An 11,961-nucleotide genomic window follows, 5' to 3' on the forward strand; every position below is an offset into this window, starting at 1 on the left:
GGCGCCTGCGCTCGCGTAGGGGACGGCTTCGTTCGCGGTGACGTGCCACTGCGCTGAGCCGCGCCCGCCGTCTGCCTGCGATGCCCGATCGTTCCCGTCCATTCCGTTGCCCACTCGTTCCCGCCGAGGCGCGCGCCCCGACCGTCAGGTCGTGGTCGCGCCGATTGCCCTGCGATCGAGTTATTGTAACGTTATAACATACGATCTATCGAAGCGGATCGCTGTCACCGGCCTGCCTAAACTCCGGTTTTCCCGATCATCATGACGCCATCCACCTCCTCCCGCCTCCCTCGCCTCGCAAACCCGCCGTCCCCTGCGGCGAGACCCGCTCGCCCCATCCTCCTCTCGCTCCTCGCCTCCACCCTGGTCACGGGGGCGGCGCGAGGCGAGGATTCCGTCACGCTGGACCAGCTCACCGTCGAGGGCAGCGGCGTCAGCCTCACCCGCGCGAATCCCGTCGGCCTCAACCTGTCGACGCCCTCCCGCAGCGCCAGCCGCCTCGGCCTGACGCCCCTGGAAACGCCCGCCAGCATCGACGTGATCAGCGGCGAGACCGCCCGCATCCGGGGCCAGAATACGGTGGTCGAGGCGGTGACGCAGAACGCCACCGGCATCACCACGATCGCGTCACCCGGCAACGGCAACGGCGCCTTCTCCAGCCGGGGCTTCGCCGGGCCGAACTCGATCCAGCAGCTCTATGACGGCACCCGCCTGTTCGTGGGCGCCGGCACCGTGACCTTCCCGTTCGACACCTGGAACGTGGAACGGATCGAGGTGCTGCGCGGCCCGGCCTCCGTGCTCTACGGCGACGGCGCCATCGGCGGCGTCGTGAACGTGGTCTCGAAGAAGCCGAGCTTCACGCCGATCCATGCCGCCCGCGCGGCAACCGGGTCGGACGGGCTCGCGCGCCTCGCCGTCGATCTCGGCGGCCCCATCGGCGATGCGGTGGCCTACCGCCTCAACGTCAGCGGCAACCGCGACGGCGGCTGGACCAGCCCGAACGGGGATTTCCGCAACCTCGCGGTCTCCGGCGCGCTGCTGTTCCAGCTCAACCCCGATCTCGCCGTCACCCTCAGCCACGATCTCGGCTACCAGGAGCCCGCGCGCTACTGGGGCACGCCGCTGGTCAATGGCCGGATCGTCCAGTCCCTGCGCAACAACAACTACAATGTCGACGGCTCGAAGATCGTCTGGTCCGACAACTGGACCCAGCTCAAGACCGAGTGGACGCCGAGCGCCGACATCACCATCCGCAATACCGCCTACCGGCTCCAGAGCCGGCGCCACTGGCTCGATGTGGAACAGTACCGGTTCAACAGTGGTACGGGACGGATCGACAGGTCCGACTACCTCGAAATCTACCACAGCCAGGAGCAGGTCGGGAACCGCTTCGACGCGGCCTTCAAGGGCAACGTGTTCGGGTTCCGCAACGAGTTCGCGGTGGGGTTCGACGTCAACCACGTGGATTTCCGCCACACCAACAACTTCTCCAGCGTGGGCGGCGGCCTCGTCACCAGCGTCGATCCGTTCAACTACGATCCGGGTCTGTTCCCGGCCAATGGCCGCGCCAGCCCGGCCTATGCCACCAGCACCAACCAGGCCTCGGTCTTCGCCGAGAACCGGCTGATCCTCAGCGACCAACTCTCCTTCCTCACCGGCGTGCGTTTCGACGCGCCAACCCTGCACCGGCGCAACCTGCAGACCGGCGACACCTTCGCGCGCTCGTTCGAGGCCCTGAGCTACCGCTTCGGCCTCGTCTACAACCCGACGCCGGATTCGGCCCTCTACGTGCAATACGCCACCGCCACCGATCCGGTGGGGAGCCTCATCAGCCTGTCGCAAGCGAACGCCAATTTCGACCTCTCCACCGGCGAGCAGATCGAGGTCGGGGCCAAGGGCCTCGCGCTGAACGGCGCCCTCGAATGGACGCTGGCGGGCTACCGCATCGTCAAGGACAACCTGATCTCGGCGGTGCCGGGCCAGCCCACGCTCTCGACCCAGGTCGGCCAACAATCCTCGCACGGGGTGGAGGGGGCGCTCGCCCTGCGCCTGCCGGACGGCTGGCGCATCGACGCCAATCTCGCTCTGCTCCACGCGCAATACGACGAGTTCCGGGAGGGGGCGGTGTCCTATGCCGGAAACCAGCCCATCGACGTGCCCCAGCGCGTCGCCAATGTCTGGCTCAATTGGGCCTTCGCCCGTGACTGGGAGGCGCGGATCGGGCTGCAGAATGTCGGCCGGGTCTTCAGCGACTTCTCCAACACCGCCCCACGGCCCGACTACACCCTCGCCCATCTCGGCCTCGACCATCAGGTCACCCCGGCCTCGCGCCTGAGCCTTCGCGTCTACAACCTGTTCGACAAGACCTACGCCATCAGCGGCAACGCCGTGGACGGAATCGGCACCAACTGGATCCTCGGGCGACCGCGCTCCTTCGAGGTCGCCTACAGCGTCGCGTGGTGAGCCTCGTCAAACCGGCGAAGCGGTGGCTGGTCCTCGGCCACCGCTGGCTCGGCATCGCCACCGGGCTGCTCTTCGCCCTCTGGATCGGCTCCGGTCTGGTGATGCTCTACGTGCCGTTCCCGAGCCTCACCGAGGCCGAACGCCTCGCCCGGCTGCGCCCGATGGCGTGGGACGCGGTCGCGGTCTCGCCGGACGAGGCCCTGGCCGCCGCCGGGCTGCACGGCCTGCCCCGCAGCCTCGATCTGGAGATGCGCGGCGCCGAACCGGTCTACCGGATGCAGGCCAGCGACGGCCGCCGCATCACCCTCTCGGCGCGAACCGGCGCGCCGGCCGGGCCGGTCGATGCCGGGACGGCCCTGCGCCTCGCCGGGGCCGGTCCCGGCGCCTCGGTGGAGGAGGTCGGGCGCGATCAATGGACGGTGACGGCCCGCTACGATCCCCTGCGGCCCTTCCACAGGGTCGCGCTGAACGACGCGGCCGGCACCGAGCTCTACGTCTCGCGAGGCACCGGCGAGATCGTCCTCGACACGACCCGGTTCGAGCGTGGCTGGAACTGGGTCGGTGCCGTCACTCATTGGGTCTATCTCACGCCGCTGCGCGCCCGCGCCGACCTCTGGCGCGACGTGGTGCTGTGGATCTCCGGCATCGCCGCATTCACGGCGCTCACCGGCCTCGTCCTCGGCATCTGGCGCCTGCGCCTCAGGCGCCGCTACGCGCAGGGGCGCGTCACGCCCTATCGCGGGCTGGCGCGCTGGCACCACCTCGCCGGGCTCGTAGGCGGGATCGGGCTCACCACCTTCATCGTCAGCGGCTGGCTCTCCATGAACCCGAACCGGTGGTTCACCTCCCTCGCGCCGCCGGCCGACCTGCGCGCGGCCTATGCCGGGGCGGACAACCCGGTCGGGCTGGATCTGGCGAGGCTGCACGAGATCGGCGCGCGTGCGCCCCTCGGCCTGCATCTCGTGCGCATCGGCGGGCGCTGGGTCACGATGGGGCTCGACCGTGCCGGCACGCGGGTGATCGGAGACGCCCCCGACGCCGCCCGGATCGAGACGGCGGCCGGTCTCGCGATGGCAGGGGCGAGGCTGGAGGCTGTCGAGCGCCTCGACAGCCACGACCTCTACTGGTCGCCCCTCACCAGCGCGACCCTCCCGGTCTTGCGCCTGCGCTTCGCCGATCCGGCCGGAACGTGGCTTCACATCGATCCGCAGAGCGGCGAGATCCTCAACCGGCTCGACCGGTCGGGCCGCGCCAACCGCTGGCTGTTCACCGCCCTCCACCGCCTCGACCTGCCGGTCCTCGTCGGCCACCCGCCGGCGAGGGACGCGGCGCAATGGCTGGTCAACCTCCTCGCCGGAGCCCTGGTGACGACAGGGCTCGTCATCGGATGGCGGCGGCTGATTCTGAAGGCCGGCGCGCATTCCCCTCTCCCCGCGCGCGGGGAGAAGGCCGCGACGACCCCGTCGTCGGCGCGGCGAGGCGGCAGCCGATGGTGAGGGGGCTCGGCCGGAGGAGCCGCGTCCGAGAACGCCCCCTCACCCTCGCCCTGACGGGCTCACGTCGCCTCCCGGCAAGGGGAGGACGACGTCCTCTCCCCGCCCGCGGGGAGAGGGGGGAGGGCGTGCCCTACTGCTGGGCCTGCTGCGACTGGCGCATGAAGCTGTCGGGGGTGCCGGTCCCGTCCGAGACGAAGCGGATGTCGCGCGGCTCGCGCCGGGGCGTGTCGACGGAGAGGAACACCATCGGCTGCTCCAGGATCTCGGGCACCGAATGCACCACGCCGCGCTGGAACATCACGAGCTTGCCCGGCCCCACCTCCACCGCCGGCTCGTCGGCGAATTTCATCATGCAGCGGCCGGAGAGCACGTAGAGATACTCGTCGCAGGAGGCGTGGCTGTGCGGCGGGGTCGGCGAATAGACCCGGAACACCCGCGCGCTCGCCGCCGGCTGATCGACGAACCGGTGGTCGGCCACCATGGTGGAACAGGCCTCGGGCAAGGTCGCCACGGCAGCGGCGACATCGAACACCGCGTGGGCGGCGGTGCTGGCGGGGGAGGGATCCTTGTCCATGGACGTTCCTGACGTTTGATCTGCCATTTGCGGCGCAGGTTACCCGCTTTTCGCGCTCGCCCCAACGACGATGCCGCGAGGACCGGGGCTGCGCATCCGGGGCGACGCACGGGTCCGTCTTTCCAAGGCCGCGCAGCGGAGCCCGGAATCCGGAGACGCGTACGGCGCCCGATCAGGCACACGCGGTGTTTCTGGATTGCACGCCTTCGGGGCCGGGCTCGCGGTCAGGGACCGACGAGGATGCCATTCCCCGTCAGCGAACGGTCCGCAACGCCTCCGCCATCCGCCTCACGGCGGGTACGATGGCCCGCTCTGGCACCGATGCATAGCCGAGGAGCAACCCCTGTTCGGCCCGGGCAGCATCCGTGAAATGCGGCGAGAGCGCCGTGGTGGCGATCCCGGCGCGGGCGCAGGCTCCCACTGCGCGGCGATCGTCGAATTCCGCCCCGGCCACCGGGCGCGCCACCAGATGCATGCCGCCGTCGCGGGGCGGGACCTCCAATACATCGCCGAGGTGATCGCGCGCCGACGCCACGAGAGCGGCCTGTCTCTGGCCATAGAGACGCCGCGTCCGGCGCAGATGCGCGGTGAAATGGCCCTCGGCGATGAATCGGGCCAGCGCGCCCTGTCCGAGGATCGAGGCGAAGCCGCCGCTGCCGGTGAGGGCGCGGCGCACGGGCTCCACCAGGGTCTGCGGCAGGACGAGGTAGCTCATCTGCAATGCGGGCAGGAGCACCTTGGAGACGCTGCCGACGTAGAGGACGCGCCCGGCCCGGTCGAGGGCGTGGAGCGGCGCCAGCGGGCGCCCGGCATAGCGGTACTCGCCGTCGTAATCGTCCTCGACGATCCAGCCATCCCGCGCCTCCGCCCAGGCGAGGAGGGCGAGGCGGTTCTCCAGGCTCATGGTGGCACCGAGGGGATGGCCCTGGGCCGGTGTCACCACCGCGAGCCGCGCTCCAGGATCGAGGGACTGCGCCTGCGCGATCGAGAATCCCGGCGCACCGCACGGCACCGGGACCGTGCGCAGGCCGGCCGCGCTCAGGGCATGGGCGAGGCCGGGAAAGCCCGGCTCCTCCAGATAGGCCGCCTCGCCGGGCTCCAGCAGAAGCTCCGCCAGGAGGCGCAGGCTCTGGCGGATGCTGGCGGTGACGATCACCGCCTCCTCGCTGCAGGCGACCCCGCGCCCGGCGGAGAGATAGGCCGCCAGGGCACGACGCAGGCGCGGATCGCCGAGGGGATGAGGGTGCGCGGGCGGGCCGGCGCGCCATTCGGCCTGGAGCAGGCGCGCCCAGGTTTCACGTGGAAACGCATCGAGGGCGGGGCGGCCGAGGGCGAAGGCGTCGGGGATCGGGGCGTCGCCGGCCTCGCCTCGCGACGCTGCCAGCGACGCCCCGCGCCGCGACAGCACCGGCGCCCCGGGGGAGGGGGCCGTGCGGCCCGCCACGCCCCGTGGGACGAGGAGGTCGTCGGGCAGGGTGTCGGCGACACGGGTGCCGGAGCCGGGGCGGGTGGTGAGGTAGCCTTCGGCGACGAGATGCTCGATGGCAAGCAGGATCGTGCCCCGCGCGCAGTCGAGATCCTCCGCGAGGGTGCGGGATGAGGGCAGGCGCTCTCCCGGCGGCAGGCGTCCCGACAGGATGGCGTCGCGCAGGGCCTCGCGCACCCGGCCGTGCAGGGAGGCATGACCGCCAGGACCGTAGCCGCCCGGCGAGGGGCCGAGGTCGAGTTGGAGCGGCAGGGCAGGGGGCCGTCTTGGGCTCGGCTTCAAAGTGGTCCAGTCGGTTCGCGAAAACCGGATCTTCCGCATGATCCGCTTTGCGTCAACAGAAACTGCGAACATCGCGCCGCGCCGAGGATCATCATGTACGAGCCGCCCCATTTCCGGAGCGACGATACCGAAGCCCAGGCCGCCCTCATCCGCGCCTCGCCGCTCGGCCTGCTGGTGAGCGCCGGTGCCGGCGGGCTGATGGCCAATCCCGTTCCCTTCCTCCTCGACGAGGGCGCGGGCGGAGAGCGAGTGCTCCGGGCGCATCTTGCCCGCGCCAACCCGCAATGGCGCGACCTCGATGGGCTTCCCGAATGCCTCGTCGTGTTCCAGGGGCCGGACCGCTACGTCACGCCCTCGTGGTACGCGACGAAGCGGGAGACCGGGAAGGTGGTGCCGACCTGGAACTACGCCACCGTGCAGGCGCGGGGTCGCCCGTGCGTCATCGAGGACGAGGCCTGGCTGCGGCGCCAGATCGACGACCTGACGCGGATGCGGGAGGCGGGGCGGGACGCGCCCTGGTCGGTGGCGGACGCGCCGCCGGCCTTCACCGCCGCGCAGATCCGGGGGATCGTCGGCATCGAGATTCCGATTGCGCGGCTCACCGGCAAATGGAAGGTCAGCCAGAACCGCACGGAGGCGGACCGGGCCGGCGTCGCGGCCGGCCTTCGCCGGGACGCGGGCGGAGAGGACGCGATGGCGGACCTCGTCGACAGGGTGGGACCTCGGGCATGAGCGAGCGCGTGAATTCCTATGGCCAGCCGGTCGGCCCCGCCCTCGCAGGGTGGAGCCCGCCTCCGTTGCCCCCGCGCGAGGCGATTCAGGGGCGGTTCTGCCGGATCGAGCCCCTCGATGCCGAGCGCCATGCGGGCGACCTCTTTTCCGCCCTGGCCCACGACCCGGCGCGCTGGACCTATCTGCCCGGAGAGCCCCCGTCGGACGAGGCGGAGTATCGCGTGCGGCTGGTCGAGATCGCCCGCAGCCGCGACCCGATGCATCACGCCATCCTCGACGCCGCCACCGGCCGCGCCCTCGGTCTGGCGGCCTATCTCAGGATCGAGCCGGCCCATGGCTGCATCGAGGTCGGCCATATCCAGTTCGGCCCGGGCCTCGCCCGGAACCCCGCCGCCACCGAGGCGATGGCCCTGATGATGGCTCGCGCCTTCGATCTCGGATACCGCCGCTACGAATGGAAATGCGACAGCCTCAACGCGCCCTCCCGCGCGGCGGCCCTCCGCTTCGGCTTCACCTTCGAGGGTATCTTCCGCAACGCCATCGTCACCAAGGGGCGCTCCCGCGACACGGCCTGGTTCGCGGTGACGGACGCGGACTGGCCCCGCCTGCGGGCGGCCTTCGCCGCCTGGCTCGCGCCGGAGAACTTTTGTGATGCGGGCCGCCAGCGGCATACCCTCGCGGCCCTGCGGGGCTGAACCTCATCCGACCATGGGAGCACCGATCCGCGAAAACCGGAGGTCGTCCCGGCCACGCCCAACGTTCGATCCGGCATGATCATCCCCTGCATCATGAATAATCCCGTCCTGTTGCAGGGACGGCGCAGCGTCTCGGGGTGCGGCCGGCTAGTTAGTTGACGGGACCGGGAGACATCGGTGCCTCGGGCCGAAGGAAACACCTCGCCATGACGTCCGTGAGGATCGCCGTCGCGCTTCTTCTCGCCGCCTGTTCCTGCGCGCCGGCCCTGGCCGGCTCCGAGGACGGCAAGGACGGCAGGAGCAGCGGTCAGGCGCGCTCGTCGAAGGCAAAGCCGTCGTCGCCCGAGACGAAGGAGGATGTCGATACCGAGCACCTGTTCGGCTTCACCGAAGGATCGGATGCCGGCGAGAAGGGCCAGCAGGAGGTCGTCTTCGACAGCGTCTCGCGCATCGGCAAGCGCCGCGCCGGCCCCGGCCCGTCGCATTACCGCGCCTTCGACGCGCGCCTCGGCTACCAGTTCGATCCGATCGACCGCCTGAGCATCGAGTTCAGCGCGTTCGGCACCCTGCACCGGGTCCGCACCATCGCCGATCTCGACGACAAGGCCTTCGGTACGTTCGACGGCGCCTCGATCGACGTGAAGTACCAGTTCCTGAAGGGCTCGGCCGAGCAGCCCGTGGGGTTCGCCCTGGAGGTGAGGCCGCGCTTCACCCGCATCCTGCCGCTGGAGGGCAACGGCGCCGACGTCTTCGATCTCGAGACCCTGGCCCAGGTCGATGTCCAGATCGTGCCGAACAAACTCTGGTACGGCGGCAATGTCAGTTTCGAACCGGCGGTGGGGCGCCAGCGCGGCTCGGGCGAGGGCTACCGCTCCTCGACCTTCGTCTGGTCGAACGCCCTCGTCGGCGAGGTGGCGGACAAGACCTATCTCGGGCCAGAGTTACGCTACCTGCGCGGCTACGACGGGGCCTTCCTGAACCGGTTGGAGAGCGAGGCCCTGACCCTCGGCCCGGCCCTGCACCACCGCTTCACCGAGAAGGCCTGGATCACCCTGGCCTATGCCGGCCAGGTCTGGGGGCGCGATGCCGATCCCGCCTTCGCGCGGCGCGCTCTCGGCCTCGGCCAGTTCGAGCGCCACGCCGTCCGCCTCAAGCTCGGCCTCGAATTCTGACGGGGCGAATCATGCGATGAGAGCGGGGAGCGCCGTATCCAGTCCGGTCCCGTCCGCCATCGAGCCTCTACAGCTGCAGTGGCCCTCTCGCAGATGGCGGGTGGATCGTTTGAAGTGGTTTCATCCAAAGCCCCCGACTGAAACGCGTTGATCTCTGGTACGAGGTGAGAAAGAAGAGAACCCGTCTTTTGCGAGTGCGGGGCTCGGGTTTTCTCATGAAATGCTTATTAGTATCGAACGAGAGCTTCGGCCCCGCCATCATCCGGCTGGTCTGATCATGGGCGAACATCACAAGCATGCATCGGTGGGGGTCGCGCAGGCGATCTTCGACGGGATGCCATCCGCCGACCGGGCGCGGGTCGAGGCGGAAGCCGCGAGCAAGGGGGTGAGCGCCCTGGAGATCGTGCGCCAATCCCTCGACATCCTGATCGCCGATGCCGAGCCGGCGACCAGCGGGGGCGGCGGAGCGGGTTCTGCGAAGTGAGGGGCGTCGCGTCATGGCTCGGCCGCGGTCGATGACGAGGGCGGGCCGCCCTGGCGTCGCGGGGGCGCTCCTCCTGGTGTCGGCCCTGTCCTCTCCCGCGCAGGCGCAGCGGGTCGAGGACGGGTCCGACGCCGTCATCGGCAAGGCCGTGGCGGCGACGATCCTCGGCATGGTGGGAGAGCGTTTCGGCGAGCTCGACCCGAAGGTGACGGCTTTGCGCAAGGCCGAAGGGTCGTGGGTCTGCGGCTCGGTCAACGTGAAGAACCGGGACGGGCTTTATATCGGCGAGCGCGGTTTCGTGGCCGATCCGTCGAGCGCCTTCTTCGGCCGCGTCCCGGAGGGGCCGGAACTCCTCAACCCGCGCGCCGAGGGGTTCCGGGCCTTGGAGCGGATCCGGGAGCTGTATTTCGCCATGTGCCTGGACTGAGACGAGGCGTCCCGAAACCGCCCGATCCGGCGACACCAAAGCCGGCCGAGGCCGTTATCCCCCCATGATGATGGACACGCCGCGCCTCGGTTTCTGCTGCACCTTCGTGCTCGACAACGATCCCGCCAGCTTCAAGACGCTGAAGGCCGCCCGCGAGGCGACGCTTCACATGAATCTGTCGCACACCACCATGAGCCATCTCGACACGCTCGCGCCCTCGGCGCGGCGGGCGAAGCTCGAAGGGCTCGTCCGGCACAATCTCGGCGCGCTCGAACGGCAGATCGCCTGGGTCGCGGCCCGGCCGCCCCTGGAGCGCCTGTTGCGCATGGCGAGCAACGTCCTGCCCGGCTACACCCACGAGGTGGCGCGGGCGATCTATGCCGAGCCCGAGATGGTCGCCCTCGTCGAGTCCGGTCTCGCGCGCATCGGCGAGCGGGCGCGGCAGGGCGGCGTCCGCCTCAGCTTCCATCCCGGACCGTTCTGCGTCATCGCCTCGCGCAACCCCAAGGCCGAGCGCAACGGCATCTCCGAACTCGAATACCATGCCGAGCTGATGGCGATGATGGGCTATGGCGGCGGCTGGCACCCGCAGGGCGCCCATATCAACATCCATGTCGGCGCCCGCGACCCCGGCATCGCGGGCTTTCGCGACAGTCTGCCCAAGCTCTCCCAGACGGCGCGCGACCTGCTGACGGTGGAGAACGACGAGAACGCCTTCGGCCTCGACACGGTGCTGGAACTGGCCGACCGCGTTCCGGTGGTCCTCGACCTGCACCACCACTGGGTCCAGAGCGGCGGCACCTATATCGAACCCGACGATTCGCGGATCGCCCGCATCCGCGAGTCCTGGCGCGGCGTGCGCCCCATCGCCCATATCAGCCTCTCGCGCGAGGCCCTGCTGGAGGGGCACGACCCGGATCGGCTCCCCGATTATGCCGCCCTGGTGGGAGCCGGGCACAATTGGCGGGACATTGCGGCCCATTCGCACCTGATGGGCAACCGGGCGCTGAACTCCCTCGTCGCCCGTCACCTCGCCTGGGCCGATTTCGAGATCGAGGCGAAGGGCAAGAACCTGGCCTCCACCGGCATCGCCGCCGAGATCGGTGAAGCGCGGGCGGCCGATCCGTTACGCGGCACCGCCTCCGCCGCGTGATGGGAGCGACGGTGGGGCATTGCTCATGTCACAAAGTCGGGAGTGGATCAGTTTGAAATTAGCCGGATTGATCCGAATTTGAAGCGTTTTCTATAGTATTTTCTGAAGATCAGCGGCCCAGAAATCGTGAACCGTATAAAAGCTAAGAACCAATTTCTCCACGTGGCAGGAAAATACCTTTGATGCATGCGTCGTTTCTGACTGCTATCTGTGTGTGGGTCCTGGAATAAAATCCACCCTGCGGATAGGCTGGGCTTCCTTCAACGAAAAGACCTCTCACCGTATCGAACGGATCTGTATAATATTCGCTTTCTGGGTCGTTATACTCTTTGTCTTCAATGATCTCGTGCAGGTGTCGGATGACTGCGCAATCGCGAAATCGTAGGAGTTTATCTCCTTGATTGATCGTTTTCGGATCTTTATTCTCCGGCATCTTTGTGCCGGCTTGCTCGTTTAGCAGCTTGAGACTGTAATACGCATCAGTCAGCAGCTCGATGTTTTCTCGCTGCAATAGATCGAGACAATTTCCCAGGTCGATGATCGCGCCTATGACAAATGGATCATCGTATGCGCCAGACGCTGCCTTTGCCTGCGCCCACTCATAGGCCCGCAACGCATCATTTTCCCAAAAATAGATTCCTGGGCCAAGCCAATCGTAGTCTTTATCGGAAGGGGCCAAAGGAAGGCCGTGAGTCAAAGCTTTGCGGCCTACCTTTTTGCTGCATCCGTGGTAGCCTAAAACGAACGATGGCGAATTTCTGGACATTAAGACCCAGCGGTCGCTTTCTTCTTTCGTTCGCCACCATAGGCAGCCGTGATTTCACCTTTTTTATTGTGCGTCCCCTCTTTGACCAGGGCGCCCAATGCCAAGGCTTTCGTCGCTTTCTTTGCCGTCGTATAATGCTTGATCGCCAACTTGAGCGCAGCACGCTTTTCGGCCTTCATTCCACGGTTCCTTATGGCCACTTTTCAAGTTGCCGCGTCGGCCCGTCCAAAT

12 protein-coding genes are annotated in these 11,961 nt (G+C 68.5%); 8 read left to right on the forward strand and 4 right to left on the reverse strand.

Translation table 11 applies throughout. The features are described 5' to 3' along the window. Nucleotides 1-261 precede the first annotated feature (261 nt). Both K368_RS0105830 and K368_RS0105835 read left to right on the forward strand, forming a co-directional pair. A complete protein-coding gene (locus tag K368_RS0105830; RefSeq protein ID WP_245259514.1) occupies nt 262-2,463 on the forward strand; it encodes a TonB-dependent siderophore receptor in 2,202 nt (733 codons plus the stop codon). Beyond that, nucleotides 2,457-3,959, forward strand: coding sequence for a PepSY domain-containing protein (locus K368_RS0105835; protein WP_027171581.1), 1,503 nt, complete (start codon nt 2,457-2,459; stop codon nt 3,957-3,959). The genes K368_RS0105830 and K368_RS0105835 overlap by 7 nt, the downstream gene beginning before the upstream one ends. Before the next feature lie 130 nt (nt 3,960-4,089). On the opposite strand, the gene K368_RS0105840 is transcribed toward K368_RS0105835, so the two are convergent. Both K368_RS0105840 and K368_RS0105845 read right to left on the reverse strand, forming a co-directional pair. Next, on the reverse strand, nt 4,090-4,533 hold the full coding sequence (locus K368_RS0105840) for a cupin domain-containing protein (RefSeq protein WP_027171582.1): 444 nt from the start codon (nt 4,531-4,533) through the stop codon (nt 4,090-4,092). 253 nt (nt 4,534-4,786) lie between these two features. After that, nucleotides 4,787-6,340, reverse strand: coding sequence for a PLP-dependent aminotransferase family protein (locus K368_RS0105845; RefSeq protein WP_245259515.1), 1,554 nt, complete (start codon nt 6,338-6,340; stop codon nt 4,787-4,789). Nucleotides 6,341-6,394: 54 nt separating this feature from the next. Between K368_RS0105845 and K368_RS0105850 the strand changes: the two genes are divergently transcribed. The 6 genes from K368_RS0105850 (at nt 6,395) to K368_RS0105875 (ending at nt 10,964) form a co-directional block, all read left to right on the forward strand. Continuing rightward, complete coding sequence (locus K368_RS0105850; RefSeq protein ID WP_027171584.1) at nt 6,395-7,033, forward strand: FMN-binding negative transcriptional regulator; 639 nt, start codon at nt 6,395-6,397, stop codon at nt 7,031-7,033. After that, nucleotides 7,030-7,728 carry a GNAT family protein gene (locus tag K368_RS0105855; RefSeq protein ID WP_027171585.1) on the forward strand — a complete coding sequence of 233 codons (699 nt, stop codon included), beginning with the start codon at nt 7,030-7,032 and terminating at the stop codon, nt 7,726-7,728. Before K368_RS0105850 ends, K368_RS0105855 begins: the two co-directional genes overlap by 4 nt. Before the next feature lie 206 nt (nt 7,729-7,934). Beyond that, on the forward strand, nt 7,935-8,900 hold the full coding sequence (locus K368_RS0105860; protein WP_027171586.1) for a hypothetical protein: 966 nt from the start codon (nt 7,935-7,937) through the stop codon (nt 8,898-8,900). 277 nt (nt 8,901-9,177) lie between these two features. Beyond that, nucleotides 9,178-9,384, forward strand: a complete 207-nt coding sequence (locus K368_RS0105865) for a hypothetical protein (RefSeq protein ID WP_027171587.1) — start codon at nt 9,178-9,180, stop codon at nt 9,382-9,384. 13 nt (nt 9,385-9,397) lie between these two features. Then, entirely contained in the window at nt 9,398-9,811 is a 414-nt protein-coding gene (locus K368_RS0105870) for a hypothetical protein (protein WP_245259516.1), read from the forward strand. Between the two features lie 64 nt (nt 9,812-9,875). Further along, entirely contained in the window at nt 9,876-10,964 is a 1,089-nt protein-coding gene (locus K368_RS0105875; protein WP_027171589.1) for a UV damage endonuclease UvsE, read from the forward strand. Between the two features lie 142 nt (nt 10,965-11,106). On the opposite strand, the gene K368_RS25840 is transcribed toward K368_RS0105875, so the two are convergent. Both K368_RS25840 and K368_RS25845 read right to left on the reverse strand, forming a co-directional pair. Continuing rightward, a complete protein-coding gene (locus K368_RS25840; RefSeq protein WP_081739502.1) occupies nt 11,107-11,730 on the reverse strand; it encodes a hypothetical protein in 624 nt (207 codons plus the stop codon). Continuing rightward, on the reverse strand, nt 11,730-11,909 hold the full coding sequence (locus K368_RS25845) for a hypothetical protein (RefSeq protein WP_081739503.1): 180 nt from the start codon (nt 11,907-11,909) through the stop codon (nt 11,730-11,732). The genes K368_RS25840 and K368_RS25845 overlap by 1 nt, the downstream gene beginning before the upstream one ends. Nucleotides 11,910-11,961: the final 52 nt, after the last annotated feature.

Source organism: Methylobacterium sp. 10 (assembly GCF_000519085.1).
In the GTDB taxonomy this organism is placed as follows: domain Bacteria; phylum Pseudomonadota; class Alphaproteobacteria; order Rhizobiales; family Beijerinckiaceae; genus Methylobacterium.

Bases quoted from the DNA above. Each gene is read 5' to 3' on its own strand.
- K368_RS0105850 (WP_027171584.1), top strand. From the start codon at position 6,395: ATGTACGAGCCGCCCCATTTCCGGAGCGACGATACCGAAGCCCAGGCC.
- K368_RS0105875 (WP_027171589.1), top strand. From the start codon at position 9,876: ATGATGATGGACACGCCGCGCCTCGGTTTCTGCTGCACCTTCGTGCTC.
- K368_RS0105865 (WP_027171587.1), top strand. From the start codon at position 9,178: ATGGGCGAACATCACAAGCATGCATCGGTGGGGGTCGCGCAGGCGATC.
- K368_RS25845 (WP_081739503.1), bottom strand. From the start codon at position 11,909: ATGAAGGCCGAAAAGCGTGCTGCGCTCAAGTTGGCGATCAAGCATTAT.
- K368_RS0105860 (WP_027171586.1), top strand. From the start codon at position 7,935: ATGACGTCCGTGAGGATCGCCGTCGCGCTTCTTCTCGCCGCCTGTTCC.
- K368_RS0105840 (WP_027171582.1), bottom strand. From the start codon at position 4,533: ATGGACAAGGATCCCTCCCCCGCCAGCACCGCCGCCCACGCGGTGTTC.
- K368_RS0105855 (WP_027171585.1), top strand. From the start codon at position 7,030: ATGAGCGAGCGCGTGAATTCCTATGGCCAGCCGGTCGGCCCCGCCCTC.
- K368_RS0105830 (WP_245259514.1), top strand. From the start codon at position 262: ATGACGCCATCCACCTCCTCCCGCCTCCCTCGCCTCGCAAACCCGCCG.
- K368_RS25840 (WP_081739502.1), bottom strand. From the start codon at position 11,730: ATGTCCAGAAATTCGCCATCGTTCGTTTTAGGCTACCACGGATGCAGC.
- K368_RS0105870 (WP_245259516.1), top strand. From the start codon at position 9,398: ATGGCTCGGCCGCGGTCGATGACGAGGGCGGGCCGCCCTGGCGTCGCG.
- K368_RS0105845 (WP_245259515.1), bottom strand. From the start codon at position 6,340: ATGCGGAAGATCCGGTTTTCGCGAACCGACTGGACCACTTTGAAGCCG.